This window comes from Sphingopyxis sp. UBA6723 (assembly GCF_002454115.1).
In the GTDB taxonomy this organism is placed as follows: domain Bacteria; phylum Pseudomonadota; class Alphaproteobacteria; order Sphingomonadales; family Sphingomonadaceae; genus Sphingopyxis.
Genome location: NZ_DKIH01000003.1, coordinates 29,350 through 54,881, shown reverse-complemented (window position 1 = coordinate 54,881; position 25,532 = coordinate 29,350). Strand labels below are relative to the sequence as shown.

The window sequence follows — 25,532 nt, the reverse complement described above, 5'->3', positions numbered from 1 at the left end:
TTAACCGGTACGGTCGCCCCGCGCTTGAACGGACTTTGCCCGCAGGACGACGGGCGGCACCCCGGTCATCGCGCCAACCGACCGGGTCAGATGCGCCTGATCGGCAAAGCCATGATCGGCGGCCAGATCGGCAAGGCTTCCGCGCCAGTCGCCCAGCGCCTCCAGCGCGCGTCGCGTCCGTACCTCCAGCCGAAAGCGCTTGGGGCTGACGCCATAAGCGCGCACGAAGCCGCGGCTGACCGAGGCAGGTTCCAGCTTCATCCGCCGCGCCCACGGCGCCAGGGCGAGATCGGGATCGGTGCGAAGCGCCTCGGCAAGCAAGTCGGGCCAGTCGGCCAAGCCGACAGCGTGGCGCTTAAGGCCGTCGCGGAGATGCGCGGCGGCGGCGAGCGGATCGCGTTCGGCGATGCGGGCCACCGCGTCCGGATCATCGATCATGACGACGCCGGGGACGAGGCCCGCGACGGTCGGCAAGTTGAGCACCTCGGCGCCGCAGGCCCCAAAGCGGTCGAGATGGGCGGTCCAGCATCCGTGAACGATCACCGTCCCGGGCTGCGCGGCGAAGCGGCCCTCGTCGCCCGCCTCCTGATAGCCACCGCGAAGCACGACCGCGACATAGGGTTCGGCATGGCGGTGCCGCGGCAGACGCTCGCTCGCCGCGTGGCGGCCTATATATGCGCTATGGCGATGATGGGCTTCGCTCATGACGCAGCGCTCTTGGGGCCGAGGGTCACCAACCACGCATCGGGCGGGGTCAGATAGCGCAGCGGCAGCAGGCTGGTCCCCAGCCCTGCCCCGACGAAGACGCGCTGGCCGTTGTCGGTCATGTCGCCGCACGCGAAGCGGTCACCGTAGCGCGAGACATAGGTGAGCGCGCCGACGAAGGGGAAGCGGATCTGGCCGCAATGGGTGTGGCCGGCGAAGATCGCGGCGACCGGGCGCTGGACATCGGGGATGATGTCGGGGCTGTGCGTCAGGAGCAGCGGGACGCCGGGGCCAAGCCGATCCATCGCTGCGAGCGTAGCGGGGACGTCGTCGTGGCCCGAATAATCGTCATCGACCCCGCCAACGATCAACGGGCCGAGATTCACCGCCTCATTCTGCAGCACGCGCAGCCCGAGTTGTTCCAGTTCGCCGCGCAGCGCGTCGGGTTTGAACCAATGGTCGTGATTGCCCGGCGCGACGACCACGCCCAGCGGGGCGCGCAGCTTGCCAAGCGGCGCGACGACTTCGGCGGCGGTATAGATATGGGTGGCGCTGCGCTTTTCGCTGACCAGATCGCCCGCGATCAGCACGAGGTCGGGGCGCAGCCGGTTGAGCTGCGCGACGATCTTGGCCAGCCGCTCGGGCGGCATGTCGGGACCGGCGACATGGATGTCCGACAGCAACAACAGTTTCAGCGGCGGCTGCCCCACCGGCCAGTCGGCGACCGCGACCGTCGCGTTGCGGATCACCGGATCGCGCGTCGCATTCCAATAGCCCTTGGCGAGCAACGCCACGCCGAGCAGTGCCAGCAACAGCAGCCAGCGCCACCATCGGCGCGGGCGACGCTCCGGCGATGCAATCAATGGCGCAGGTCGGGCGGGGTCGCTTCGCCCTTGAGCAGCGCAATCGCTTCGGCGAGCGGCATGATGCGCTGGCCTTCCTGCCCCAGGGTGCGGATCGCGACCGTGCCTTCGTCCGCCTCGCGCTTGCCGACGACGAGCAGAAACGGAACCTTGGCGAGGCTGTGTTCGCGGACCTTGTAGTTAATCTTTTCGTTGCGCAGGTCGGTTTCGACGCGGATCCCCGCCGCCGCCAGCTGTGCGGTGGCATCGCGCGCATAATCGTCGGCATCGGACACGATCGTCGCGACCACCGCCTGCACCGGCGCCAGCCACACCGGCAGCTTGCCCGCGAAATGTTCGATCAAAATACCGATGAAGCGTTCGTAGCTGCCAAAGATCGCGCGGTGCAGCATCACCGGGCGGTGGCGCTCGCCATCTTCGGCGATGTAGGATGCGTCGAGGCGGTCGGGGAGCACGCGGTCGGACTGGATCGTCCCGACCTGCCACGTGCGGCCGATCGCGTCGGTCAGATGCCATTCGAGCTTGGGTGCATAAAAGGCGCCCTCGCCCGGCAATTCTTCCCAGCCATATTCTGGTGTGTTCAGCCCCGCCGCGACCACGGCGGCGCGCAGCTCGGTCTCGGCCATGTCCCACATCTCTTCGGTCCCGAAGCGCTTTTCGGGGCGCAGCGCGAGCTTGATCGAATAAGTAAAGCCGAATTCCTTGTAGATGCGGTCGGCGAGCGCGCAAAAGGCCTGCACCTCGCTGACGATCTGGTCTTCGCGGCAGAAAATATGCGCGTCGTCCTGCGTGAACTGGCGCACGCGCATCAGCCCGTGCAGCGCGCCATGCGGTTCGTTGCGGTGGCAGCAGCCATTTTCATAGAGGCGCAGCGGCAGGTCGCGGTACGACTTCATCCCCTGGCGAAAGATCAGCACATGCGCCGGACAGTTCATCGGCTTGAGCGCCATCCACTCGGCGTCGTCCGAAACGATCGGGCCTTCATCGTCGACGTTCGGCACCTCGTCGGGGATCACGAACATATTCTCGCGATATTTGCCCCAATGGCCCGACTGCTCCCACTGGCGCGCGTCCATCACCTGCGGCGTCTTGACCTCGCGGTACCCTGCGCCGTCGATCGCGCGGCGCATATAGGCCTCCAGCTCGCGCCAGATCATATAGCCCTTGGGGTGCCAGAACACCGAACCATGCGCTTCGGCCTGCAGGTGGAAGAGGTCCATCTCCTGCCCCAGCTTGCGGTGGTCGCGCTTCGCGGCTTCCTCCAGCCGGACAAGATGTTCGGCGAGCTGCTTTTTGTTGAGCCAGCCGGTGCCATAGATGCGGCTGAGCTGGGCGTTCTTCTGGTCGCCGCGCCAATAGGCGCCCGAAACGCGCGTCAGCTTGAACGCCGCAGGGTCGAGCTTGCCCGTCGAGGCGAGGTGCGGGCCGCGGCACATATCCATCCAGCCGTCACCGGAGCGATAGACGGTCAGTTCCTCGTTCGCGGGCAGTTCGGCGGCCCATTCGGCCTTGAACGTCTCGCCATCGGCCTGCCATTTGGCGATCAGCTTATCGCGCTCCCACACTTCACGCGTCAGCGGCAGGTCGGCGGCGATCAGCCGGCGCATCTCCTCCTCGATCAGCGGCAGCTCTTCGTCACGGAACGGGCCATGCTCGGCGGTCGGCGCGAAGTCGTAATAGAATCCGTCGCCGGTCGACGGGCCAAAGGTGATTTGCGTCCCCGGAAACAGGTTCTGCACCGCCTCGGCCAAAATATGCGCATAATCGTGCCGCACCAGTTCAAGCGCATCGGCCTCATCGCGGCTCGTCACCAGCGCCAGGTTCGTGTCTTCCTCCAGCGGGCGCATGATGTCGCGCAGCTCGCCGTCGATCCGCGCGGCGAGCGCGGCCTTGGCAAGGCCCGGTCCGATGTCGGCGGCAATCTGTGCCGGGGTAGTCCCGCGCACGACGTCCCGGGCAGAGCCATCGGGAAGGGTGACGCGGATCATCTGGGACATCGAAACTATAGCCTTTCTGGGCAAAATTGCCGGGTTCCTTTGCCAGCATGCGGGGGGAGCGGCAAGGGGCGGATTTACAATCGGGCTTGCAATGATACAATGTATCACTATCTCGCCTCGCAAGCCCCTTCCGCGAAAGTTTCCCGCCATGTGTATCCCTGCCGCGCGCCCGCGCCTTGCCGACTTGCTGGGGATCACCCTGTCGCTGACCTGCCTGGTGCATTGCCTTGCGCTGCCGCTCCTGATCCTGCTCGCCCCCGCGCTCGGCACATGGATCGTGACGCCCGAATGGGTGCATGCGGCTATATTGATGCTCGCGCTGCCCGCCGCGACCCTTGCCATGAAGAATGGTTGGCGGCGGCACGGGCGGGTAGCGCCAGCCGCACTTGCGGCGACCGGAGTCGGTCTTTTGGTGGCGGGACTCGCAGCGCACGAAGGTTGGATGGCTCTGGCCGATCCTGAAACTGCCGACCGGCTGCTGACGTCGCTCGGCGCGGTGGCGCTTGTCATGGCCCATCTGCTCAACTGGCGCTGGCGTCACGATCTTCGCGAGCACCTTCGCTAGCGCGCTTTTGCGTCGCCAACATGCGAGTGTGCTGACTGGCAAGCTTGTCACTTAGTCAATGTCACTTGACAATCGCGAATCACGGTGTCAATGATCCTTGACTGATTAACAAGGGAGCTTGACCAATGCCGCAAATACTGCGCGCCCTGCCCTGGGCGATCGCCATCCTCGCTATCGCCCTGTTGGGTGCTGCTGACATCATCCCGGCCGACGTAGCAACCAGCTTGGTGACGGTGCTGCCACTCGTCATGGTCGCGATCTTTGCGGGTTCCGCGCGCTGCCGCCCGCAGGAGGGCTAAGCGGTGGCACAGAACCCCGCGCAGCGCCGCTATATGCGCCGAATGGTGGTGCTTTCAGCGGCCTATATCGCGGCGGTGATGCTCGCGAGTTGGCTCATTCCTGACGATGCGGCGGCGACGCCGCTGACCGTGGCGATCGCGCTCGTTCCCGCGCTCGCAACCTCGGGCTTCATCTGGGCGATGGCGCGCTATGTCGCCGAGTTGAAGGACGAATATGTCCGGATGCTGGAAATCCGCAAGATGCTGGTCGCGACCGGCCTGACACTCGCGCTCGCCAGTGGCTGGGGCATTTTGGAGCTGTTCACCACCGTGCCGCGGGTACAGCTATTCTATGTGTTCCCGGTCTGGTGCCTTGGGCTCGCAGTCGGATCGCTGGTCAACAAGGTCACGATTGGCGATGGCGGACCCTGCCTGTGAAAAACCGCCTGAAAGTCCTGCGCGCCGAGCGCGACTGGAGTCAGGGCGACCTCGCCGAACGGCTGGAGGTGTCGCGCCAGTCGGTCAACGCGATTGAGACGGGCAAATATGACCCCTCACTCCCTCTCGCCTTTCGCATCGCCGACCTGTTCGGGCTGCCGATCGAAGATATTTTTCTGAAGGATTGAACGCCATGAACCGACAAACTTCTGTTGCCGCGATCTTCCTGCTTGCGGTCGGCCTGATCACGGGCCGCGCCGATGCCGCCGAACCCTGTCCGACCGGGCTGGTCGAAGGCAAGCGCATCACCATATTGGTCGAGGGCGATGGTCCCGATGTCGTGCTGATCCCCGGCCTGTCGAGCCCGCGCGCGGTCTGGGACACGGCCTCCGAGCGGCTGAAAGGCACGCATCGGCTGCACCGCGTCCAGATCCGCGGCTTTGGCGATGCGGCCGGGGTCAATGCCGAGGGGCCGGTGCTCGACCCCATGATGCGCGAGGTGGCCGATTATATCGACGATTGCATCACCGATCAGGGTCGGTCGGCGCCCGCGATCATTGGTCATTCGATGGGCGGGCTGACCGGATTGATGATCGCGGCGCGGGCGCCGCAACAGGTCGACAAGCTGATGATCGTCGATGCGCTGCCCTTTATTGGCACGCTGTTCAACCCGGCGGCGACAGTGGACAGCGTGCGGCCGCAAGCCGAGCAGATGGCGGCGATGATGCGCGCGCAACATGGCCAGCCTGCGGCGACCGGACCAATCAGCGATCCGGGCCCGGTGAGCATGGTCGGCGGCATGTCGAACCAGCCCGCTGGCCGCATCGCAATCCTTGGCTGGATGCGCGCCGCCGACGCACGGGTCACGGGGCAGGTCTTTCACGATGTGATGACCACCGACATGCGCGGCGAACTCGCCGCCGTGACCGCGCCGGTGACCCTGCTCTATGCCCAGGACGATAGCGTGATGCCCGCCGAGCGCGCCAAGGCGGCATTTGAGCCGCAGTACGTCGGCGTCGCAAAATTCACCGCGCAAATGGTGCCGGGCAGCCGCCATTTCATCATGCTCGACCAGCCCGAAGCCTTTGCCAAAGCGGTCGGCGACTTCCTCGCCGAATGAGCGCGAGGCCACGCCCTGCCCTTGCGAGCCGATCGATGGCTCGCTAGGGCAGCGGCAGCCGGAAGGGAGCCACCTCATGTTCAAGCGCCTGTTTGTCGACCACCCCAAAGCGGTCGATGAAAATTACATCGAACATTTCGGCGTCGCGTCGAAATTCGGGGTGACGATGATCTACGGCGGGGTGTGCGCGCTGGTCCATGCCGTCGTCCCTGGCTGGTGCATCACCACCGGCAGCGACACGATCCGCAGGCTCAACAAGATCATGGTCGAGCAGCGCGCGGCAAAGGGGCAAGCGGCGATGCAGATGAACACCATCGACTGGGTGATTTGACCGCGGTGCAGACCGCCCCCGATTATCTCGACCGCACGGGCCGACCGCGGCTCGCCTATCGCCATACCATCGGCGCGGCGCCGACGATCGTCTTTCTGCCCGGATATATGTCAGACATGGCCGGCGGCAAGGCGACCGCGCTGTTCGACTGGGCCGCAGCCGAGGGGCGTGGCTGCCTGCTGCTCGATTATGCAGGATGCGGCATGTCGGGCGGGCTGTTTGCCGAGCAGAATTTGCTCGACTGGCGCGGCGACGTCCTTGACCTGATTGATGCAAAAATCGAAGGCACGGTTATCCTCGTCGGTTCGTCGATGGGCGGGTGGCTGATGCTCCTTACCGCGCTCGCGCTGGTCCAGCGCGACGGGCCGGGGCGCGTGGCGGGGCTGGTCGGGATCGCTGCGGCGCCCGATTTCACCGACTGGGGTTTCAGCGACGCCGAAAAGGCGATCATCCTGGCCGAGGGTGAACTGCGCGAAGAAACGTCGTACAGCGACCAGCCTTATGTGACGACGCGCGGCTTTTTCCAGTCGGGCGAGGCGAACCGGTTGCTGACCAGCAAAATCCCCCTCACCTGCCCCGTGCGTCTGCTGCATGGGCAGGAAGATGGCGACGTCCCGCCCGACATCAGCCTGCGCCTGTCGGCGACCCTCGCCAGCGACGATGTACAGGTGACGCTGGTCAAGGGCGGCGATCACCGCCTGTCGCGCGACACCGACATCGCGCTGCTGATCGACACCGTCGCGCGCTTGGCGACCGCAAACTAAACTTTGATTGAAAAAGCCCTGTTCTCCCGCGAAGGCGGGAGTCCATCTCCGATCGGTGCAAAATCGAACTGGCAGGAGATGGGTCCCCGCCTTCGCGGGGACACGGCTTTTCTATTCACCTATGCCCGAGGATGTTCATGGCCCGCAGCGACTTCAAATTCCACGTCATCAAACGCGTCCGCTATGCCGAAATTGATGCGCAGGCGGTAGTGTTCAACAGCCGTTACCTTGAGTATTTCGACATCGGGATCACGGAGTATTGGCGCGCCGTGGGCGTCTATGACCGCTGGCCCGATCGCGACAGCCCCGAGTTCCACGTCGCGCGGGCCGAGGTCGATTACAAGGTGCCGATCCTGCTCGACGAAGAAGTCGATATTTGCGTGCGCTGTTCGCGCGTGGGCAGGAGCTCGATGACCTTTCTGTTCGAGCTGCATGGCGCCGGGAAAGACGATCTGCGCGCGACGGGGCTGGAGGTCAGCGTCCATGTCGCCGAGGCGCAGGGCGCGCCGACCCCGGTGCCCGATGAATTCGTAAACTTGTTCGAAGCATTTGAAGGATGCGGCCTTCGCGGGTAGAACGGCCCGATGACCAAATATCTCCACACCATGATCCGCGTCACCGACCCCGACGCAACCGTCGCCTTTTTCAACCTGATCGGTCTGGAAGAGGTCCGCCGTTTCGATAGCGAACAGGGTCGATTCACGCTGATCTTCCTGGCCGCGCCGGGACAAGCGGGCGTCGCCGAGGTCGAGCTGACCTTTAATTGGCCGCCCGAGGACGGCAGCGCGCCCGAGCAATATGCGGGCGGTCGCAACTTCGGGCATCTGGCGTACCGCGTCGACGATATCTACGCGACGTGCCAGCGACTGATGGACGCGGGGGTAACGATCAACCGCCCGCCGCGCGACGGCCATATGGCGTTCGTCCGCTCGCCCGACGGCATTTCGGTCGAACTGCTCCAGGAGGGGCACCTGCCGCCACAGGAACCGTGGGCGTCGATGCCCAATACCGGCGCCTGGTAGGGCGGTGCAACCAAGGCGACGCGCCCGCGTCTCCGTCTGGTGAGCATGAGGCCGGTGATGGAAAGGAGCGACGCATGACTGCACTCGAAATCGTCCGCATCCCGGTGCTCAGCGACAATTATGTCTGGCTGGTCCACGATCCCGAAAGCCAGTCGACGATGGTCGTCGATCCCGCGGTCGCTGACCCGGTGCTCGAAGCCGCGGCGGAGCGCGGCTGGATGATAACCGACATCTGGAACACCCATTGGCACCCCGACCACACCGGCGGCAACGCCGCGATCAAGGATGCCACCGGCTGCACGATCACGGGACCGGCCGCCGAATTTGCCCGTATCCCGACGCTCGATGTGCAGGTGACGGGGGGCGACACCGTTCGTCTCGGCAGACATGTTGCGAGCGTGTGGGACGTCCCCGCACACACCGCGGGGCATATCGCCTATCATTTCGCCGACGACGCCGCGATCTTTGTCGGCGACACGATGTTCGCCATGGGCTGTGGCCGCCTGTTCGAAGGCACCGCCGAGCAAATGTTCGCCAATATGCAAAAGCTCGCGACGCTCGACGATGCTACGCGCGTCTATTGCGCGCACGAATATACGCTGTCGAACGCCCGCTTTGCGGTGACGGTCGATCCGGACAATGTAGCGCTCGCGGCGCGGCTAGCGGCGGTCGAGACGGCGCGCGCCGCGGGTGAAGCAACGGTGCCGACGACGATCGGCGCCGAACGCGCCACAAATCCCTTTTTGCGGGCGCCGAGCGCCGCCGAACTTGCCCGTATCCGCGCGCTCAAGGACGCCGCCTGATGCCGCCGCTTCAGCGCCGGTTCATCTGCCCGCAATATATTGCGCAATCTCAAGGAGCAATGTCATGGCCATGCTGAATCCGATGCGCGCCGTGCTGCTGATCGCAGCGGCGCCGCTGGTCGCCAGCTGTGCGCCCGCCGGCACCGCCGAACCGGGCGCTGCCGCTTTGACGCCGAAACAGGCCGAACGGCTAGACAAACAGCTGGCTGGCAAGGTTCCTGGCGAACCCATCCGCTGCCTGCCCAATTACCGCAGCAACGAAACGATCCGCGTATCCGATAACATCCTGCTTTATCGCTCGGGCGGTAACTTGGTGTATCGCAATGACCTGAAAAACAGCTGCCCCGGCCTCGCCCGCGACAGCGACATCATGGTCGTGCGACAGTTCGGGACGTCCACCTGCGAAGGGGATTTTTTCCATCTGGTCGATCGATCGAGCGGCATCCGCGGCCCCACCTGTGTTTTTGGCGAATTCGTCCCCTATCGCAAACCGGCGGGGGACGCTGGCTGAACCAATGGTTCAGTCGCAGACGGGGACCGGTTTGTGCCGAGCTCTTCGGGTCGCAACCCCGTCTGCTCTACTAGCAACGGCCCCTTGGGATCCGTTCGCATCGAGCGACGTCGAGATGCCCCTCGACCAAATGCCAAGCCGATGGGTGTCTCGACTTCGCTCGACACGAACGGGTTGGAGTTAGCTTCGATAATCAGCCCTTATACAGCGCCGCAATCTTGTCCGCGTAAACCTCGCGCAGCACATGGCGGCGGATCTTCATCGACGGCGTCATCTGTTCGTTTTCGATCGAGAAAGCCTCGTCGGCAAAGTCGAATTTGCGGACCTTTTCGATCACCGACAGTTGCCCGTTGACGCGGTCGACCGCAGCGCGGATCGCGGCGCGGAATTTTTCATGTTCGCGCAGGCGGCACAGGTCTTTTGGCAAGCCTTCGGCTTCGGCCCATTCGGCCATCCATTCGGGATCGGGAACCAGCAGGCCGACAAGGTGCGGACGCTTGTCGCCATAGACCATCGCCTGCAGGATTTCGGGCTGGAGGGTTAACATCCCCTCGACGCGCTGCGGCGAGACATTGTCGCCCTTGTCGTTGACGATCAGATCCTTTTTTCGGTCGGTGATGACGATGCGGCCCTTGTCGTCGATATGGCCGATGTCGCCGGTGTGGAGCCAGCCGTCCACCAGCACCCGCGCCGTTTCGGCGTCATTGCGCCAATAGCCCTTCATCACCAGCTCACCGCGTACCAATATCTCGCCATCGTCCGCAATCTTGACCTCGGTGTTCATCAGCGGCGGGCCGACGGTGTCCATCTTGATCCCCGCAGCGGGACGGTTGCAGCTGATCACCGGCCCCGCCTCGGTCTGGCCATAGCCTTGCAGCAGGGTCAGCCCGATCGAGTGGAAAAACACGCCGATTTCGGGATTGAGCGGCGCGCCGCCCGATACCAGCGCCTTCATCCGGCCGCCGAAGCGTTTCTGGATCTTGGGCCGGAACAATTTGTCGAGGATCAGGTCGACCGGGCGGTCGAGCACGCCCATGCGGCGCTCATAATCCTTTTCGCCGACGCGCAGCGCTTGGTTGAGCATCCAGTTCGCCAGCTTGCCCTGTTTTTCGACCGACTTGATCATCCGCGCGCGAATGACTTCGAACAGGCGCGGCACGACAACCATGATCGTCGGGCGTGTCTCCTCGATGTTCGAAACCAGCTTTTCCAAGCCTTCGCTGTAATAGATTTGCGCGCCGACCATGATCGGCAGGAATTGTCCGCCCGAATGTTCATAGGCGTGGCTGAGCGGCAGGAACGACAGGAACACCTCCTCGTCGCCGATACCGAAATCATTCACCAGCACTTCGGCCGCGCCCGCGGCATTGTGCAGGATCGCGCCATGATGCTGCATCACCCCGCGCGGCGCCCCGCCGGTGCCGCTGGTGTAGATCAGGCACGCGGTGTCGTCGCGCGTCATCGTGGCGGCGCGGGCCTTGGTTTCTTCCAGATACGCCTCACCGCCCGTGACAAGCGGCGCCCAGTCGCGCACGGCGACGTCGCCCTGCTGCCCGACACGCAGGCTTTCCATGGTGATGACTATGTGCGCATCGGAGCGCGTCACCGCAGGCATCAGCGTGCGCGCCAGCTTGGCGGTCGACACGATCACCGCCTTGGCCCCGCTGTTGTCCAGGATATGCTGGTGATCGCGTTCGGTATTGGTGGTGTAGGTCGGCACGGTGATGCAGCCCGCGGCCATGATCGCCAGATCGGCGATGCACCATTCGGGGCGGTTTTCGCTGACCAGCACGACGCGGTCGCCGTCCTTCAGCCCCATTTCGCGCAGATTATGCGCCAGCGCCGCGACCTGATTGGCGACCTGCCGCCAGCTCAGCGGATGCCAGACGCGGTCGGCCTTGCGCCACAGGAACGGATCTTCACCGCCCTTTTCGGCGCGGTCGAAAAACATCGCGACCAGACTCGGAAAATGGTCGAGATGGGGATTGTCCAGCTTCATGCCTGTCACTCTCCGCGATTTTGATCTGTTATCGTTGTAGCTTAGCCTTGCGGCGGCGCGCCATCCACCGATGATGTCCCCGGTCCGCGCGGATCGGCGGCGCCACGCCAGCCGTCGCCAACGCGCTCGACCGCGTTGAGCTTTGAGCCCAGGTCGGTGGGCGTGAAACTATAGCCGAACGGTTTCATCTTCGCGGCGATCGCTTCGCCTGCGTCGATATTTTCGATCAGCACGCCGCGGTCGCCGAAATAAAGGTTGGGCAGCTCCATCGCGGTCTTGGCATCAAGACCCCAGTCGAGGACGCCAACCAGCACTTTCGTTACGTGCATGATGATGCGCTTGCCGCCCGCCGAACCGACCGCCAGCACGACCTTGCCGTCGGGGCCATAAACGATCGTCGGCGACATCGACGACAGCGGACGCTTGCCCGCCTGCACCCGGTTGGCGGTCGGCACGCCGTTCTGCGTTGGTGCGAGATCGAAATCGGTGAGTTCGTTATTGAGGAAATAACCGTTGGCGATCAGGTGGCTGCCAAAGATGCTTTCGATGGTCGAGGTCATCGACACGACATTGCCGGCTTTGTCCGCCACCGCAAAATGGGTCGTCCCCTGCTCGGGGATCGGCACCGCCGCGGCGCGCGGCGTGGCCCCCGGCGGCGTGCCGGGTTCATATTTACCGGCGGCGCCATAGGGCGAGATCAGCTGGCGGCGCTCGGCGAGATATTTTTTGTCGAGCAGGCCGGTCACCGGGACATCGACGAAATCGGGATCGCCCAGATAGGCGGCGCGGTCGGCGTAGGAGAGCTGCATCGCCTCGGCGAGCAAATGCCAGCTCATCGGGTTGTCCTGCCCCATCGCTTTCATATCCCAACCCTCGATCATCCCGAGGATGCCGAGCACGGTGGTCGCCCCCGACGAGGGCGGCCCCATCCCGCAGACTTTGTACACGCGGTATGTGGTGCAGACTGCCGGACGCTCTTTCGCCTTGTATGCCGCGACGTCCTTGACCGTCAGCGTCGCCTTGTTACGCGGCGCGTTGGCGACCGCGTCGCTGATCGCCTTGGCATTGGCGCCGGTGTAAAAGACGTCGGGACCGCGCGCCGCGACATCACGCAGCAGCGCGGCATAGGCGGGGTTGCGGATCCGGGTGCCGACCGGCGCAGGCTTGCCATCGACATAATAAATCGCGCGCGCTTCGGGAAAATCCTTCCACAAGGATTCGAAGCGCGTCATCCAATTGTGCAGCACCGGGGTGACTTCGAAGCCCTCTTCGGCCAGCTTGATCGCGGGCTGGAACAGCGCCGCCCATTCCAGCTTGCCCCATTTCTTGTGCGCCATTTCGAGCAGCCGGATATTGCCAGGGACGCCCACCGACAATCCGCCCGGAATCGCATCCGAATAGCCGCGCGGCTTGCCGTCAGGGCCGAGAAAGCGATCGGGCTTGGCCGACGCGGGCGCCGTTTCGCGGCCGTCGATCGTCGAAATGCTGCCGTCCTTGGCATCATGGTGCAGCATGAGGCCGCCACCACCGATCCCGCTCGATTGCGGTTCGACCAATGTGAGTACGGCGACCATCGCGACCGCGGCGTCGGCGGCGGTGCCGCCCTGGTGCAGAATCTGACGCCCCGCCTCAGTCGCGCGCGAGTCGGCGGACGAGGTGACGCCCTGTGCGAGGGCGGTTGGCGGAAGGGACAGGGTGAAGACCGCGGCAAGCGGCAGGAATCTTTTCAACATGGCGGCGACATTGGCGCGGGGTTGGGGGGAGTGCAAGCCTAACCGATCCTCCCTGTCGCGTAGCGATGGGGAGGTGGCAGCGCGAAGCGCTGACGGAGGGGCTTTGAACGCACCGTCGCTGCCCCTCCACCACCCGCTTCGCGGGCGGTCCCCCTCCCCACGGCTTCGCCGCAGGGAGGATTTATTCGCCTACTCCCACCCCGTCGCTCACCCGCGCGAACCCGTCGCGCACCGCCAGCTTTTCCAGCCCATGCGCAATCCGCGCCGCAAGCCCCGGTCCGGCATAGACCATCGCCGAATAAATTTGGATCAGGCTCGCGCCCGCTCGGATGCGCTCCCACGCTTGTTCCGCCGAGGCGATCCCGCCCGCGGCAACCAGCGGTACCCTCCCGCCGCTAGCACGATGGAAATCGCGGACGCGCTCGAGCGCCAGTTCGGCCAGCGGGGCGCCCGACAGTCCGCCGGTCTCCGCCGCATGGCGCGACACCAGCGCCGGACGGGTGATGGTGGTGTTCGACACGATCACCGCGGCCAGCCCCTTGTCGATCGCCACCGCAACGATGTCGTCAATGTCCGCGGGTTCCAGGTCGGGCGCAACCTTCAGAAACACCGGTTTGGCCGCACCCGCCGGCTGCGCCGCGGCGACGCCGTCGAGCAGCGCCTCGAGCGCCCCCCTGTCCTGCAAAGCACGCAACCCCGGCGTATTGGGCGAGCTGATATTGACGGTCAGATAATCGGCGAGCGGCGCCATCGCCGTCGTCCCCTTGGCATAATCCGCGATGCGGTCGGCGCTGTCCTTGTTGGCGCCGATGTTGATCCCGAGCGGCACCGGCAGGCCGTGGCGCCGCAGACACGCGATCCGCTCCGCCGCTTTTGCCTGCCCGCCATTGTTGAACCCCATGCGATTGATCACCGCGCCATCCTCGACCAGCCGGAACAGCCGCGGACGCGGATTGCCGTCCTGCGGCAGCGGGGTCAGCGTGCCGACCTCGACAAAGCCGAAGCCGAAATGCGGCATCGCATGGGCGACGCGCGCGTCCTTGTCGAACCCGGGCGCGAGGCCAACCGGATTGGGGAAATGCAGCCCGGCGAGTTCGGTCGCGAGCACCGGGCTGGTCAGCGCCGATCGCGCCCGCGGTAGCGGCTGCAAAGCGCTGAGCGTCAGATTATGTGCCGCCTCACCATCGGTGGCATGGACAATCGGGCGGACCAGCGCATAGGCGGCATCGGCGGCGGAAGCGAAGAGCGACATGGCCCGCCATTGCGCGCCCCGCGCGGCTATGGCAAGCCCCGCCTCAACCTATTGGCCATCGCCAAAAAGTCATCGGAAAAACCGGGAGAAAATCGTGTCGCAGCTTCGCCTCATTGCTCGTCTGTCCACCGGCCTCGCACTGCTTGCTGTGGCGGGCTGCGCGCCCGCCGCGATGCAGGAGGCGCCAGCCACCGCGGCATCGACGCCCGCGTCCGACGCGGTGCCTGCCGGAGCGAACCTGGCGCAATTCTTCGACAATTATGACGCCGCGCAGCTGTCGCTCAGCCCACAGGGCAAGGCCTATCGCGGGATCCGCGATAGCGACTATGGCCGCTGGAACGACGTCAGCGACGAGGCCGCGGTCGCGAGCCACAAATTGCAGCAGGCGACCGCCGCGGCAATGCGCGGCAGCTTCGATCCCGCGACGATGTCGACCGACGAAGCGCTGTCGTTCGAGCTGTTCAACGCGCAGGCGGCGCGCGCCGAGCGCCTGTTCCCGTTCCGCGATCGCGGCTATGTCTTTGACCAGATGAACGGGCCGCAGAGCCAACTCCCGGCCTTTCTGATCAACATCCACCGCGTCGCAAACGCCGCCGAAGCCGAAGCCTATATCGCGCGGATCCGCGGGCTTGGCCCGGTGCTCGACGCGCTGACCGCGCAGTCGGTGACACGCGCCGCCAACGGCGTCCAGCCGCCCAAATGGGTCTATGCCTATCTGGTTTCCGACATCGGCAATTTGCAGGGTCCGAACAATGCAGTGATAGAAGACATCACCGCGAAGGTCGCCAAGCTCGGCATCGACGCCGCGGAAAAGACGCGGCTGACCGCGGCGGCGAAAACGGCTTGGGCCGAAAGCGCCGGTCCCGCCTATGGCCGATTGCTCGCCGAGATGAAGCGCCAGCAGGCAAGCGCGCCAACGCAGGATGGGGTGTGGCGCCTGCCCGACGGCAAGGCCTATTATGAAGCGCTGCTCGCCAATTACACGACGACCGACATGACCGCGACGCAGATCCACGACCTGGGGCTGGCCGAAGTCGCACGCATTCATGGAGAGATGCGGACGATTATGGCCAAGGTCAGCTTCAAGGGAACGCTACAGCAGTTTTTCGAGCATCTGCGCACCAGCCCGCAATATTATCATACGACGCGCGAGGCCTATCTGGCCGAAGTCGATGCGCGGACCAAAGCGATGGAAGCACGGCTTCCCGCCTTCTTCAACACTCTGCCCAAGGCTGCATTGCAGGTGAAGGCGGTCGAGGCGTTCCGCGAGAAGTCGGCGGGCAAGGCATTTTACCAGTCGCCTTCGCCTGACGGATCGCGTCCAGGCACCTATTATGTGAACCTCTATGACCTGCGCGACATGCCCAAGACGGAACTGGAAGCGCTCGCCTATCATGAGGGCGTCCCGGGCCATCACTTGCAACGCGCGGTGCAGACCGAACTGACCGGCCTGCCGCCGTTCCGCCGCTTTGGCGGCTTCACCGCCTATACCGAAGGATGGGGCCTCTATACCGAGGAACTGGGCAAGGACATGGGCTTCTATACCGATCCCTACAGCGACTTCGGGCGGCTGGGCATGGAACTGTGGCGCGCCTGCCGCCTGGTCGTCGATACCGGCATCCATGACAAGCGCTGGAGCCGAGAACGCGCGATCCAGTATCTGAAAGACAATACGCCGAACCCCGATGGCGACATCGAAAAGGCGATCGAGCGTTATATCGTCTATCCGGGGCAGGCCACCGCCTACACCATCGGCAAGCTCAAAATCATGGAATTGCGCGCGCGGGCCCAGGCCGCGATGGGCGCCAAATTCGATTATCGTGCTTTTCACGACGTCGTGCTCGAATCTGGACCGGTGCCGCTCGACATTCTCGAACGGCGGGTCGATGCATGGATCGCTGCGTCCTGAGGGCAATTAAAAAATAAACTTCCCGCTTGACGCGCAGGGAAGAAATGCAAATGATTTGTTCCAGATAACAAGGCGGCCTGGGGAAAGGCCGTCGGGGCTGGGTCTCATGTCGGAAGCATCATTGTCGCGTGACAGCGTGGACGGCAGCGCGCCGTTCGAATTGCACTATTTCCCGCCCGATCCCGATCTGGCGGAGATGGTGTCGAGTTTCTATTTCGCGCGGCTGAACATGCCGAAGTTCGACGAATATGAGCGCGCCGACCGACCGCAGTTCCGTTTCGTCACCAATGCCGACGGCGAATATGTCTTTGCCGACGGCCACCGCGCGCCTGTGTCACGCGCCATCATCATCGGCCCGACAAGCGGGAGAGTGCGCGCGATCAGCAATTGTCCGGCGCAATTGTTTGGTTTCGGCCTGCTACCCGCTGGGTGGGCGGCGCTGATGGGCGATGACGCCGAAAAACTGACTGATCGCGCAATCGACGCAATGGATCGGTTCGGGCCGTGGATCGAAGAAGTGGCAACCACATTGGAACAGGCCGCGGATGTCGAGGGCAAATTGGTGATCGGCAATAATTTTGCGCGGGAGGTGCTAACCCGCGGCGAAGCGCCGCCGCTGTGGTTCATCCGTACCGTCGATGAGTGGTTGACCGCGTCACCCTCGCCTCAGGTTCCCGAACTGGTCGATGCCACCGGCATGTCGATCCGGTCGGTCGAGCGGATGACGAAACATTATTACGGCCTGTCGCCGCGAATGCTGGCGCGCAAATATCGCGCGGTGCGCGCCGCGTCGGCACTAGCGCGCGGCGAAGGACTCGATTCGGCGCAGCTTGGCGATGCCTTTTACGACCAGTCGCACCTGATCCGCGAGATCAAGCGCTTTGCCGGCGCGACGCCGGGACAGTTGAGCAAGCCGACCTCCTATACAGAGGCGACGACCAAGGGGCGTAAGCAGCTTGCTGGCAAGGTCGGCCCGATGGTGTCGGAAACTTAGACTGTTTCGGCGTGGCGCGGTCGGGCGCACGCCCTTACGCACCGTTAACCATCAAAATATGACCTAAGCCATTTTTGGCGTTTCCGTACAATCGCGAATCATTGCGTCGGCATAATCCCCCCTTGCGACCCAGAAGAGCTCATCCTCTGACGAGGACTGAGACCTTCATCTCGGCACTCATTTGGCCCCGGCCAAGTGGGTGCCTTTTTTTTGGCGCCCCGAAAATGTCGCTTGGTTGCACCGCGCAAAGGCTTCGCCTATATAAGTGGAGTAATTTACTCCAGTTAAGAATCGTTCGCAATTTATGCGCCTGTCCAACCTTGCCGATTATGCCGTAGTGCTGATGAGCGCCGCCGCCCGACAGTGCGGGTCGGTGCCGATTCACGCCGGGATGCTGGCGGAGCAAACGGGGATCCCCGGGCCGACCGCGCAGAAGCTGGTGAGCAACCTCGCCCGCGCCGGGTTGCTCGTCGCGTCGCGCGGAAGCGGCGGCGGGGTGCGGCTCGCGCGGCCCGCAGCGGCGATCAGCGTTGCCGATATCATCGAAGCCGTCGAAGGCCCGATCGCCCTCACCTCCTGCGTTGCCGAGGGGCGCCATGATTGCTCGCTGGAAGGTAGCTGCAAGGTGCAGCCGCACTGGGGCGTCGTGAATGGCGCGGTGCGCGGGGCGCTGGCGGACATCAGCCTCGCGACGCTTTCCGTCGCCCCGACCACACCAAACCCGTTCGTGTCGAGCGAAGTCGAGACACCCCTCGACAGCGCACGAACGATCGGCCTCTCGACTTCGCTCGAGGCGAACGGAATTTTGCAATGACCGATAACACAGACCTCCCCGTCAAGGACCAGGCCGCGCACGACGCCGCCGCCAAAGTCGCCGATTACGAACATGGCTGGTCGGCCGACATCGAAACCGACTTTGCCCCCAAAGGGCTGACCGAAGACACCGTCCGCTTCATTTCGGCAAAAAAGAACGAGCCTGAATGGATGCTCGACTGGCGGCTGAAGGCGTTTCGCCATTGGCAGACGATGGAAACGCCCGACTGGGCAAAGCTCAACGTACCGCCGATCGACTATCAGGACGCTTATTATTACGCGGCGCCCAAGCCGAAGCCCAAGCTCGGCAGCCTCGACGAGGTCGATCCCGAGATTCTTGAGGTCTACAAAAAACTCGGCATCCCGATCGAGGAGCAGAAGGTGCTCGCGGGGGTCGAGGGCGCGCGCAAGGTCGCGGTCGATGCCGTGTTCGACAGCGTCAGCGTCGCGACGACCTTCCGCGAGGAATTGAAGCGCGCGGGCGTGATCTTCCTGTCGATTTCGGAAGCGATCCGCGAATATCCCGAGCTGGTCAAAAAGTGGCTCGGCAAGGTTGTGCCGATGCACGACAATTATTTCGCGACGCTCAATTGCGCAGTCTTCTCGGACGGCACCTTCGTTTATGTGCCCGAAGGCGTGCGCTGCCCGATGGAGCTATCGACCTATTTCCGCATCAATGCCGAGAATACGGGGCAGTTCGAGCGGACGCTGATCATCGCCGACAAGGGCGCCTATGTCAGCTACCTCGAAGGCTGCACCGCGCCGATGCGCGACGAGAACCAGCTCCACGCCGCGGTGGTCGAACTGGTCGCACTGGACGATGCCGAGATCAAGTATAGCACCGTGCAGAACTGGTACCCCGGCAATGCCGAGGGGCTGGGCGGCATCTATAATTTCGTCACCAAGCGCGCACTGTGCCAGGGCCATCGCAGCAAGGTGTCGTGGACACAGGTCGAAACCGGCTCGGCGGTGACGTGGAAATATCCGAGCTGCGTGCTGAACGGCGACGACAGCGTCGGCGAATTTTATTCGGTCGCGGTGACGAACAATTTCCAGCAGGCCGACACCGGCACCAAGATGATCCACAATGGCAAGCGCACCCGCTCGACCATCGTCAGCAAAGGGATCAGCGCGGGCAAGTCGAACAACACCTATCGCGGCATCGTGCGGGTCGCGCCGAACGCCGAGGGGGTACGCAACTTCACCCAGTGCGACAGCCTGCTTTTAGGGTCACTAAGCGGCGCGCACACCGTGCCGTATATCGAGGTCCGCAATCCGACGGCGACGGTCGAGCATGAAGCGACGACGAGCAAGATCAGCGATGACCAACTGTTCTACGCGATGCAGCGCGGGTTGAATGCGGAAGAATCCGTGGCCCTGATAGTCAACGGCTTTGCCAAGGAAGTGCTGCAGCAGCTGCCGATGGAGTTTGCGGTTGAGGCGCAGAAGCTGTTGGGCATTTCGCTTGAGGGAAGCGTCGGATGAGCCTTGCGTTTTTAGTGCTCTTGTTGAGCGCGGCGCCTGAGCCAGCCGTGATCGAATGCGTCAATACGCCGCAGTATGACTGCAAGACGGGCGTCTATTCCGGACCACCTGAGCAAAACCTATTCGCGCAGGATCAGGAAGAATTAGCGACTATATATCGCGATTATTGGGCGTGCCATTGGCAACGACTTAGTAGGCATGCTGACTTCGGAACGTCGCTTGGTGGCGCGGCAACGACCGCTCTGGAGCAGGCACGAACCGGATGTCAGATGCAACGTCTTGACGCTGATGGCCGGATGGACGCTCTGTTGGCGAAGCAGGATCGCTATGGCGATGAGAAAAACCGCGAACGGTTGCGAGAAGAATACCGAGGAATGGGCGGAATCCTCTTCGCGTACGGATCAGCGGCAAGCGCAGAGCAGAGGGCGAAATTGATGAAAACGCTCGAGGCAGCAACTGCGCACATTGCGGAAAGCAACAATGCAAAAAACTGAAAATCTTCACGCCACCATCGCCGATAAGCCGATCGTGGCGGGTCAGCCGCGGGCCAAGTCGTGGTATGGAGTGCCTCAAATTGAGACAGTTCGTGCCGGATTGGCAGGCGAGGCCGCCGCGAACCTGGCTAAATTAACTATAATTCCCGCCAGTCCGCATCCGGGGACATGGGCCATCACGACTTTGTCATATGCTCGTCACCTGTCCGATTCGGTCCGGAGACACAGCCATGGCACGCGGTTTGGAATTCAACTGGTCGGACGCCGATCTGGTCGTGCATCCGGTGCAGGCGGTGACGGCCTATCCGACGCATCAGGGCGTGATCATCCGGCAACAGAAAAAGTCGGAACGCGATCGCGACGAGGTGATCATGGTCCCGCATCATGCCGTGACCATGTTGATCCGGCGGTTGCAGCATCTGCAGAACACCAGCGTGATCAGCGTCGAGGAAGTCGCCAATTCGGAATTGGCGGAAATCTTCGCCGCCGAATAGGCTCAAGCTTTCCGCCCATTTCACGCGCCGCGCCGACGTTGGGCGGCGATGCGGCGCTTGGCGCGCCTTGGGGCGCAGCATGATTCGCCGTCTTCATCTGGTCCATGTCATTTTGGGCGCGGCGCTCTTGTCGGCGTGCGGCGATGCCGGGTCGACCGACGACGGCCGCTTGCTGGACGTCGCAACGATTGCGGCGCAACTTCCGCCGGAAGTGCGCAGTGCCGTCACCTCCTATGAAAGCGATCTGCGCGCTGCTGCCACCAGTTATCAGGTCGAATTCGGCCAATTGCCCGTCAGCTTTGCCGATGTTGCGTCAGTCGCCGGTGCCCGCAGCGTCGCGGTCAACGTCCTGGCCGACGGGATCGGCGAGCAAATTCCCTTTGCGAGCCGCGAGACCGCCGAAAAAACCGCCAATGCCATCATTAGCGCCGCCGAACGGCGCATCCTGGAACAGATGAAAGCGCAAGATGCTGCAAATTGAAAATCTCCACGCCACCGTCGCCGACAAGCCGATCCTGAAAGGCCTGTCGCTGACCATCAATGCGGGCGAAATCCATGCCATCATGGGGCCGAACGGCGCGGGCAAGTCGACCTTGTCCTATGTGCTGGGCGGCCGGCCGGGTTATGAGGTGACCGACGGATCGGCGACCTTTGATGGTGCCGATCTACTCGACATGGAACCCCATGAGCGCGCTGCGGCCGGGCTGTTTCTGGGCTTCCAATATCCGGTCGAAATCCCCGGCGTGTCGAACGTCCAGTTCCTGCGCGAAGCGCTCAACGCGCAGCGCCGCGCGCGCGGCGAGGAGCCGCTGTCGGGCGGCGAATTCCTCAAGGTCGCGCGGGATAAAGCGGCGCTGCTCAAGATGGACATGGACATGCTCAAGCGCCCGGTGAACGTCGGCTTTTCGGGCGGCGAGAAGAAACGCAACGAGATGGTGCAGATGGGGATCATCGATCCCAAGCTGGCGATCCTCGACGAGACCGACAGCGGCCTCGACATCGACGCGCTGCGCACCGTCGGCGACGGGATCAATTCGATCATGCGGCGCCCCGACAAGGCAGTGCTGCTGATCACCCATTACCAGCGCCTGCTCGACTATGTGCAGCCCGATTTTGTGCATGTGCTGGCCGCGGGACGGATCGTGAAGTCCGGCGGGCCGGAGCTGGCGCGCGAGCTGGAAGCGCATGGTTATGCGGAGATTGCGGCTTGACCACTGCCACCCTCCCCTCGCGCCGCGACGAAGCCTGGCGCTACAGCGACATTGAAGCGGTCACCGCGGCATGGCCGTTACCCGCGCCCGAGAGCATCATCGTGCCCGCAGGCGGCAATTTCGCGCGCGCGATCGTTCAGGATGCGGGCGACATCCGGCAGATCGAGCTGGTACTCGGCAAGGGCGCGGTCGCATCGCTGCATGTGCTCAACATCGGCGGCGCTTATGGACGGATCGAACTCGCCGTGACGTTGCACGAAGGCGCCGACTTCACCCTTGGCGCGGCGCAGATTGGCGGCGGCGAGCAGAATCTCGAGATCGTCACCACGGTCACTCACGCCGAGCCCGGCGCGACATCGCGGCAGGTGGTGCGATCGGTGCTCGGTGGGACGGCGACCGGCACCTATCTGGGCAAGGTCGCCGTCGCACGCGACGCGCAGCAGACCGACAGCGCGCAGGATGTGAAGGCGATGCTGCTCAATCGCAGCGCGACCGCCAACGCCAAACCCGAGCTGGAGATTTACGCCGACGACGTGAAATGCGCGCATGGCTGCGCGATCGGCGAGTTGGACGCGATGGCGCTCTATTATCTGCAATCGCGAGGGATTCCGCCGGGCGAGGCGAAGAAGTTGATGTTGCAGGCCTTTGTTGCCGGGGTGTTCGACGGCGCCGAGGATGAGGCGCGGTTGCAGGAATTGGCGCTGGAGAAGCTGGGGGAGTTGGTGTGACCAACCTCCCCTCCCCGTTCGTGTCGAGCGAAGTCGAGACACCCATCGGCAGCGCGCGCCTTCGAGGTGTCTCGACTGCGCTCGACACAAACGGAATTCGGAGCCAGTTTCCCGGCCTCGCCGGCAACTGGCATTATCTCGACACCGCCGCCACCGCGCAAAAACCGCAGGCCGTCATCGACGCGACGGTCAACGCGATGGGCCGCGACTATGCGACCGTGCATCGCGGCGTCTATGCACGGTCGGCCGATATGACGCTTGCGTATGAGGCAGCGCGGCGGCGGATCGCGGCGTTTATCGGGGCGCGCGAAGAGGAGGTTGTGTTCGTGCGCGGCGCGACCGAAGCGATCAACCTTGTCGCCTATTCGCACCCGAAGAAGGGCCGCGTGCTACTCTCCACGCTCGAGCATCACAGCAATATCGTGCCGTGGCAGCTTGCCGGGTGGCAAGTCGATGTTTGCCCGCTGACCACCGATGGCTGCATCGACCTCGATGCCGCCGAGAATCTTCTGACCCCCGAACACAATATGGTCGCCTTCGCGCATGTGTCGAACGTGCTCGGCAGTCCGCTCGACGTCGCGCGCGCCGCCGCCTTGGCGCACCATGTTGGCGCCGAGCTGCTGATCGACGGCTGTCAGGCGGTGCCGCGGCTGCCCGTCGATGTCGCGGCGCTCGGCTGCGACTATTATGTCTTTTCGGGCCACAAGCTTTATGGTCCGACCGGCATCGGCGCGCTGTGGAGCGACAAACTCGATAGCCTGCCGCCTTGGCAGGGCGGCGGGTCGATGATCGACCGCGTGGCCTTTGAAAAGACCACCTATGCCCCCGCGCCCACGCGCTTCGAAGCCGGTACGCCCGCGATTATCGAGGCGATCGGGCTCGCCGCCGCGGTCGAGTATGTCGAGAGCATCGGCATCGATGCGATCCATGCGCATGAATGCGCGCTTGTCGACACGCTGCGCGAGGCACTCGCCCGCAAGAACAGCATCACCTTGTTCGGCCCAGAAAACAGCGCCGGAATCGTCAGCTTTTCGATGGCGGGGGTGCATCCGCACGACATCGGCACAATCTTGGATGAAAGCGGGGTCGCAATCCGCGCCGGACACCATTGCGCGCAGCCGCTGATGGAGCATCTGGGGGTTCCCGCGACCGCGCGCGCTAGTTTTGGCGTGTACAGCAGTGAAGACGATGTGGCGGCGCTGATCGACGGCCTGTCGCGCGTCGAGAGGATTTTCGGATGAGTGAGGACCGGATGATCAAGGTGGAAGAAGTCACCAGCGTCGAAGCACCGCCTAAGGCGCGCGTCGCGGATGTCGAGACGGCGCCCGAGAAATTGGAACGCAAGCGCGACTATCTTGAGGGCTTCCTTGCCGCCAAGCCCGCGGCGGTCGATCCGCACAGCGTCGGCGGCGATCTGTACGAGGCGGTCGTCAATGCGCTGAAGGACATTTACGACCCGGAAATCCCGGTGAACATCTATGACCTTGGCTTGATCTATAATGTCGAGATCGACGAGGGTCATGCGGTCGTCACCATGACGCTGACCACCCCGCATTGCCCGGTCGCGGAGTCGATGCCTGCCGAAGTCGAACTGCGCGTCGGCGCGGTCCCGGGGGTCGGCGATGCCGAAGTGAACCTCGTCTGGGATCCGCCATGGTCGCCCGCGAACATGAGCGACGAAGCGCGGCTTGAGTTGGGAATGTTGTGAGCAAAACCCTTCTCCCCTTGCGGGAGAAGGATACGAAGCCTTGTCACGAAGTGACTAGGCGTAGTTGGATGAGGGGTCTGCGAGCCGCAGGCTCGCGCGGTCTGCGACCGCAACCCCTCACCCAGCTTCGACTAGGCAGCAAGCTGCCAAGTCTTCACAACCCTCTCCCGCAAGGGGAGAGGGGAAGGAGTGTGAGATGACGATTTTGAAAACCCGCCCTGCCGCAGTCACGCTGACCCCGAACGCCGAAGCCCGCGTCGCGGCGCTGATGGCGGCCGCACCCGAGGGCGCGATCGGCGTCAAGCTGTCGACCCCGCGCCGCGGCTGTTCGGGCCTTGCCTATTCGGTCGATTATGTGACCGACGAACAGAAGTTCGACGAAAAGATCGAAACCCCCGGCGGCGTGTTCTACATCGACGGTGCGTCGGTCCTGTACTTGATCGGCAGCGTCATGGACTGGGTCGAGGATGATTTTGCCGCCGGTTTCGTGTTCGAGAATCCGAACGCCAAGGGCGCTTGCGGCTGCGGCGAGAGCTTCACCGTCTGATTAAATAGGGACTGTCCCTATTTATCGACAGACCGACCACCCCGCCGTCCGCACCGCCATGTCGAAATGGAAATGGTCGGCATGGGCAGCGTTGTAATCGGGTGACAGCACCGTTGTGAACAGGTCGCACGATCCGTCGCGTACCGCGTGCAGAAATTCGCGGCGGACGTCGGCATCGTCCCAGTCGTTGATCAGCGCGATGCGCGTCCCGTCGGCCAGCACGAACGCCGAAATATCGATCGCATTGGCGGTCGAATGCTGGCTCGGCGTCTGCCCACCGCGGATGCTCCTGCAGTTGTAGCTGCCGAGATTTTCGAGCGCGACGACCTTTTGCCCGAAATGCTTCTGCGCCAGCGGCTGGACGACGTCGCGGTTCCACAGCGCCATGGTCACGGTCACCGCGCAACCGGGCGCCGCATTGGCCGGGCGCATCGTTGGCACGAAACGGTTGCCGGTGAGCACCATGCGCTGGCTGGCACGGCAGGTGCCCTCCCCAACCACAGGGCGCCTTTCATAGCCAACGCTGGCACGATCGAGCGCCGCAAAACAGGCGGCATCGTCACCGACCAGCCCCACCAGCTTACGCTGCGTCGCCCACCCCTGCGGATGCGCGATCTCGAAGCGCGCGGTCGGCATATGCTCGGGATGGTCGCGCACCCATTGCATGCCGCGGATCGCGCCGAGCGCGAGCAGCACGGCGATGCCGAACCAGATCAGATAGGGACGAGCGCTTTTCACCCCATTTCAATGGGGTGCGGCGCGCCGCTG

The 25,532-nt window shown here is 63.8% G+C and carries 30 protein-coding genes; 23 read left to right on the top strand and 7 right to left on the bottom strand.

What is annotated here, in order from left to right:
- From B4F07_RS00870 to thrS, 3 genes are read right to left on the bottom strand one after another with little or no spacing between them, the layout of a single operon-like run.
- Entirely contained in the window at positions 1-705 is a 705-nt protein-coding gene (locus B4F07_RS00870) for a helix-turn-helix domain-containing protein (protein WP_293703654.1), read from the bottom strand.
- Complete coding sequence (locus B4F07_RS00865) at positions 702-1,568, bottom strand: metallophosphoesterase (protein ID WP_293704344.1); 867 nt, start codon at positions 1,566-1,568, stop codon at positions 702-704. The genes B4F07_RS00870 and B4F07_RS00865 overlap by 4 nt, the downstream gene beginning before the upstream one ends.
- Positions 1,565-3,565, bottom strand: a complete 2,001-nt coding sequence (gene thrS, locus B4F07_RS00860; protein ID WP_293703660.1) for a threonine--tRNA ligase — start codon at positions 3,563-3,565, stop codon at positions 1,565-1,567. Before thrS ends, B4F07_RS00865 begins: the two co-directional genes overlap by 4 nt.
- A gap of 148 nt (positions 3,566-3,713) precedes the next feature.
- Between thrS and B4F07_RS00855 the strand changes: the two genes are divergently transcribed.
- The 11 genes from B4F07_RS00855 (at position 3,714) to B4F07_RS00805 (ending at position 9,397) form a co-directional block, all read left to right on the top strand.
- Entirely contained in the window at positions 3,714-4,130 is a 417-nt protein-coding gene (locus tag B4F07_RS00855; RefSeq protein WP_293703662.1) for a MerC domain-containing protein, read from the top strand.
- Between the two features lie 125 nt (positions 4,131-4,255).
- Positions 4,256-4,429: a hypothetical protein gene (locus tag B4F07_RS00850; protein ID WP_293703664.1), complete on the top strand. Its 174-nt coding sequence runs from the start codon at positions 4,256-4,258 to the stop codon at positions 4,427-4,429.
- Between the two features lie 3 nt (positions 4,430-4,432).
- Positions 4,433-4,846 (top strand): hypothetical protein, encoded by a 414-nt coding sequence (locus tag B4F07_RS00845; RefSeq protein ID WP_293703667.1) that lies wholly within the window; start codon positions 4,433-4,435, stop codon positions 4,844-4,846.
- Entirely contained in the window at positions 4,843-5,034 is a 192-nt protein-coding gene (locus B4F07_RS00840) for a helix-turn-helix transcriptional regulator (RefSeq protein WP_079637060.1), read from the top strand. Before B4F07_RS00845 ends, B4F07_RS00840 begins: the two co-directional genes overlap by 4 nt.
- A 5-nt stretch (positions 5,035-5,039) precedes the next feature.
- Complete coding sequence (locus tag B4F07_RS00835) at positions 5,040-5,966, top strand: alpha/beta fold hydrolase (RefSeq protein WP_293703676.1); 927 nt, start codon at positions 5,040-5,042, stop codon at positions 5,964-5,966.
- Positions 5,967-6,042: 76 nt separating this feature from the next.
- Positions 6,043-6,297: a DUF6356 family protein gene (locus B4F07_RS00830; protein ID WP_293703679.1), complete on the top strand. Its 255-nt coding sequence runs from the start codon at positions 6,043-6,045 to the stop codon at positions 6,295-6,297.
- A complete protein-coding gene (locus B4F07_RS00825) occupies positions 6,294-7,061 on the top strand; it encodes an alpha/beta hydrolase (protein WP_293703681.1) in 768 nt (255 codons plus the stop codon). The genes B4F07_RS00830 and B4F07_RS00825 overlap by 4 nt, the downstream gene beginning before the upstream one ends.
- Positions 7,062-7,198: 137 nt before the next feature.
- A complete protein-coding gene (locus tag B4F07_RS00820) occupies positions 7,199-7,636 on the top strand; it encodes an acyl-CoA thioesterase (RefSeq protein ID WP_293703684.1) in 438 nt (145 codons plus the stop codon).
- Between the two features lie 9 nt (positions 7,637-7,645).
- On the top strand, positions 7,646-8,083 hold the full coding sequence (locus B4F07_RS00815; protein WP_293703686.1) for a VOC family protein: 438 nt from the start codon (positions 7,646-7,648) through the stop codon (positions 8,081-8,083).
- 74 nt (positions 8,084-8,157) lie between these two features.
- Positions 8,158-8,886, top strand: coding sequence for a hydroxyacylglutathione hydrolase (gene gloB / locus B4F07_RS00810; protein WP_293703689.1), 729 nt, complete (start codon positions 8,158-8,160; stop codon positions 8,884-8,886).
- 64 nt (positions 8,887-8,950) lie between these two features.
- Positions 8,951-9,397 carry a hypothetical protein gene (locus tag B4F07_RS00805; protein WP_293703692.1) on the top strand — a complete coding sequence of 149 codons (447 nt, stop codon included), beginning with the start codon at positions 8,951-8,953 and terminating at the stop codon, positions 9,395-9,397.
- Between the two features lie 193 nt (positions 9,398-9,590).
- Here the strand turns inward: B4F07_RS00805 and B4F07_RS00800 are convergent, their stop codons facing one another.
- The 3 genes from B4F07_RS00800 to B4F07_RS00790 all read right to left on the bottom strand — a co-directional run bounded on the left by B4F07_RS00800 (position 9,591) and on the right by B4F07_RS00790 (position 14,381).
- Positions 9,591-11,396, bottom strand: coding sequence for an AMP-dependent synthetase/ligase (locus B4F07_RS00800; RefSeq protein ID WP_293703694.1), 1,806 nt, complete (start codon positions 11,394-11,396; stop codon positions 9,591-9,593).
- Between the two features lie 41 nt (positions 11,397-11,437).
- Complete coding sequence (gene ggt, locus B4F07_RS00795; RefSeq protein ID WP_293703697.1) at positions 11,438-13,129, bottom strand: gamma-glutamyltransferase; 1,692 nt, start codon at positions 13,127-13,129, stop codon at positions 11,438-11,440.
- Between the two features lie 181 nt (positions 13,130-13,310).
- Complete coding sequence (locus B4F07_RS00790; RefSeq protein ID WP_293703699.1) at positions 13,311-14,381, bottom strand: quinone-dependent dihydroorotate dehydrogenase; 1,071 nt, start codon at positions 14,379-14,381, stop codon at positions 13,311-13,313.
- A 172-nt stretch (positions 14,382-14,553) separates the two neighbouring features.
- On the opposite strand from B4F07_RS00790, the gene B4F07_RS00785 reads away from it, so the two are divergent.
- From B4F07_RS00785 to B4F07_RS00730, 12 genes are all read left to right on the top strand, one after another.
- Positions 14,554-16,290, top strand: coding sequence for a DUF885 domain-containing protein (locus B4F07_RS00785; RefSeq protein WP_293704052.1), 1,737 nt, complete (start codon positions 14,554-14,556; stop codon positions 16,288-16,290).
- 106 nt (positions 16,291-16,396) lie between these two features.
- The gene (locus B4F07_RS00780) at positions 16,397-17,284 is read left to right on the top strand and encodes an AraC family transcriptional regulator (RefSeq protein WP_293703702.1); all 888 of its coding nucleotides are present in this window, start codon (positions 16,397-16,399) and stop codon (positions 17,282-17,284) included.
- A gap of 304 nt (positions 17,285-17,588) precedes the next feature.
- Positions 17,589-18,098 (top strand): SUF system Fe-S cluster assembly regulator, encoded by a 510-nt coding sequence (locus B4F07_RS00775; RefSeq protein WP_293703705.1) that lies wholly within the window; start codon positions 17,589-17,591, stop codon positions 18,096-18,098.
- Positions 18,095-19,582, top strand: a complete 1,488-nt coding sequence (gene sufB, locus B4F07_RS00770) for a Fe-S cluster assembly protein SufB (RefSeq protein ID WP_293703708.1) — start codon at positions 18,095-18,097, stop codon at positions 19,580-19,582. The genes B4F07_RS00775 and sufB overlap by 4 nt, the downstream gene beginning before the upstream one ends.
- Positions 19,579-20,076: a hypothetical protein gene (locus B4F07_RS00765; RefSeq protein ID WP_293703711.1), complete on the top strand. Its 498-nt coding sequence runs from the start codon at positions 19,579-19,581 to the stop codon at positions 20,074-20,076. Before sufB ends, B4F07_RS00765 begins: the two co-directional genes overlap by 4 nt.
- A gap of 230 nt (positions 20,077-20,306) precedes the next feature.
- Positions 20,307-20,570: a hypothetical protein gene (locus B4F07_RS00760; protein ID WP_293703714.1), complete on the top strand. Its 264-nt coding sequence runs from the start codon at positions 20,307-20,309 to the stop codon at positions 20,568-20,570.
- 79 nt (positions 20,571-20,649) lie between these two features.
- Complete coding sequence (locus B4F07_RS00755) at positions 20,650-21,051, top strand: hypothetical protein (RefSeq protein WP_293703717.1); 402 nt, start codon at positions 20,650-20,652, stop codon at positions 21,049-21,051.
- Positions 21,038-21,781, top strand: coding sequence for a Fe-S cluster assembly ATPase SufC (gene sufC / locus B4F07_RS00750; RefSeq protein ID WP_293703720.1), 744 nt, complete (start codon positions 21,038-21,040; stop codon positions 21,779-21,781). The genes B4F07_RS00755 and sufC overlap by 14 nt, the downstream gene beginning before the upstream one ends.
- Complete coding sequence (locus B4F07_RS00745) at positions 21,778-22,509, top strand: SufD family Fe-S cluster assembly protein (protein WP_293704342.1); 732 nt, start codon at positions 21,778-21,780, stop codon at positions 22,507-22,509. Before sufC ends, B4F07_RS00745 begins: the two co-directional genes overlap by 4 nt.
- Before the next feature lie 95 nt (positions 22,510-22,604).
- Positions 22,605-23,750 carry an aminotransferase class V-fold PLP-dependent enzyme gene (locus B4F07_RS00740; protein WP_293704053.1) on the top strand — a complete coding sequence of 382 codons (1,146 nt, stop codon included), beginning with the start codon at positions 22,605-22,607 and terminating at the stop codon, positions 23,748-23,750.
- Positions 23,747-24,217 carry an SUF system Fe-S cluster assembly protein gene (locus B4F07_RS00735; RefSeq protein ID WP_293703725.1) on the top strand — a complete coding sequence of 157 codons (471 nt, stop codon included), beginning with the start codon at positions 23,747-23,749 and terminating at the stop codon, positions 24,215-24,217. Before B4F07_RS00740 ends, B4F07_RS00735 begins: the two co-directional genes overlap by 4 nt.
- 196 nt (positions 24,218-24,413) lie before the next feature.
- On the top strand, positions 24,414-24,764 hold the full coding sequence (locus B4F07_RS00730; RefSeq protein WP_293703728.1) for a HesB/IscA family protein: 351 nt from the start codon (positions 24,414-24,416) through the stop codon (positions 24,762-24,764).
- Between the two features lie 21 nt (positions 24,765-24,785).
- On the opposite strand, the gene B4F07_RS00725 is transcribed toward B4F07_RS00730, so the two are convergent.
- Positions 24,786-25,502 carry an extensin family protein gene (locus tag B4F07_RS00725; RefSeq protein ID WP_293703730.1) on the bottom strand — a complete coding sequence of 239 codons (717 nt, stop codon included), beginning with the start codon at positions 25,500-25,502 and terminating at the stop codon, positions 24,786-24,788.
- Between the last annotated feature and the right edge of the window lie 30 nt (positions 25,503-25,532).

Excerpts from the sequence above, each read along its gene's own strand:
- B4F07_RS00870 (WP_293703654.1), bottom strand. The coding sequence starts at position 705 with ATGAGCGAAGCCCATCATCGCCATAGCGCATATATAGGCCGCCACGCG.
- thrS (WP_293703660.1), bottom strand. The coding sequence starts at position 3,565 with ATGTCCCAGATGATCCGCGTCACCCTTCCCGATGGCTCTGCCCGGGAC.
- B4F07_RS00855 (WP_293703662.1), top strand. The coding sequence starts at position 3,714 with ATGTGTATCCCTGCCGCGCGCCCGCGCCTTGCCGACTTGCTGGGGATC.
- B4F07_RS00850 (WP_293703664.1), top strand. The coding sequence starts at position 4,256 with ATGCCGCAAATACTGCGCGCCCTGCCCTGGGCGATCGCCATCCTCGCT.
- B4F07_RS00835 (WP_293703676.1), top strand. The coding sequence starts at position 5,040 with ATGAACCGACAAACTTCTGTTGCCGCGATCTTCCTGCTTGCGGTCGGC.
- B4F07_RS00830 (WP_293703679.1), top strand. The coding sequence starts at position 6,043 with ATGTTCAAGCGCCTGTTTGTCGACCACCCCAAAGCGGTCGATGAAAAT.
- B4F07_RS00820 (WP_293703684.1), top strand. The coding sequence starts at position 7,199 with ATGGCCCGCAGCGACTTCAAATTCCACGTCATCAAACGCGTCCGCTAT.
- B4F07_RS00815 (WP_293703686.1), top strand. The coding sequence starts at position 7,646 with ATGACCAAATATCTCCACACCATGATCCGCGTCACCGACCCCGACGCA.
- gloB (WP_293703689.1), top strand. The coding sequence starts at position 8,158 with ATGACTGCACTCGAAATCGTCCGCATCCCGGTGCTCAGCGACAATTAT.
- B4F07_RS00805 (WP_293703692.1), top strand. The coding sequence starts at position 8,951 with ATGGCCATGCTGAATCCGATGCGCGCCGTGCTGCTGATCGCAGCGGCG.
- B4F07_RS00800 (WP_293703694.1), bottom strand. The coding sequence starts at position 11,396 with ATGAAGCTGGACAATCCCCATCTCGACCATTTTCCGAGTCTGGTCGCG.
- ggt (WP_293703697.1), bottom strand. The coding sequence starts at position 13,129 with ATGTTGAAAAGATTCCTGCCGCTTGCCGCGGTCTTCACCCTGTCCCTT.
- B4F07_RS00790 (WP_293703699.1), bottom strand. The coding sequence starts at position 14,381 with ATGTCGCTCTTCGCTTCCGCCGCCGATGCCGCCTATGCGCTGGTCCGC.
- B4F07_RS00785 (WP_293704052.1), top strand. The coding sequence starts at position 14,554 with ATGCAGGAGGCGCCAGCCACCGCGGCATCGACGCCCGCGTCCGACGCG.
- B4F07_RS00780 (WP_293703702.1), top strand. The coding sequence starts at position 16,397 with ATGTCGGAAGCATCATTGTCGCGTGACAGCGTGGACGGCAGCGCGCCG.
- B4F07_RS00775 (WP_293703705.1), top strand. The coding sequence starts at position 17,589 with ATGCGCCTGTCCAACCTTGCCGATTATGCCGTAGTGCTGATGAGCGCC.
- sufB (WP_293703708.1), top strand. The coding sequence starts at position 18,095 with ATGACCGATAACACAGACCTCCCCGTCAAGGACCAGGCCGCGCACGAC.
- B4F07_RS00765 (WP_293703711.1), top strand. The coding sequence starts at position 19,579 with ATGAGCCTTGCGTTTTTAGTGCTCTTGTTGAGCGCGGCGCCTGAGCCA.
- B4F07_RS00760 (WP_293703714.1), top strand. The coding sequence starts at position 20,307 with ATGGCACGCGGTTTGGAATTCAACTGGTCGGACGCCGATCTGGTCGTG.
- B4F07_RS00755 (WP_293703717.1), top strand. The coding sequence starts at position 20,650 with ATGATTCGCCGTCTTCATCTGGTCCATGTCATTTTGGGCGCGGCGCTC.
- sufC (WP_293703720.1), top strand. The coding sequence starts at position 21,038 with ATGCTGCAAATTGAAAATCTCCACGCCACCGTCGCCGACAAGCCGATC.
- B4F07_RS00735 (WP_293703725.1), top strand. The coding sequence starts at position 23,747 with ATGAGTGAGGACCGGATGATCAAGGTGGAAGAAGTCACCAGCGTCGAA.
- B4F07_RS00730 (WP_293703728.1), top strand. The coding sequence starts at position 24,414 with ATGACGATTTTGAAAACCCGCCCTGCCGCAGTCACGCTGACCCCGAAC.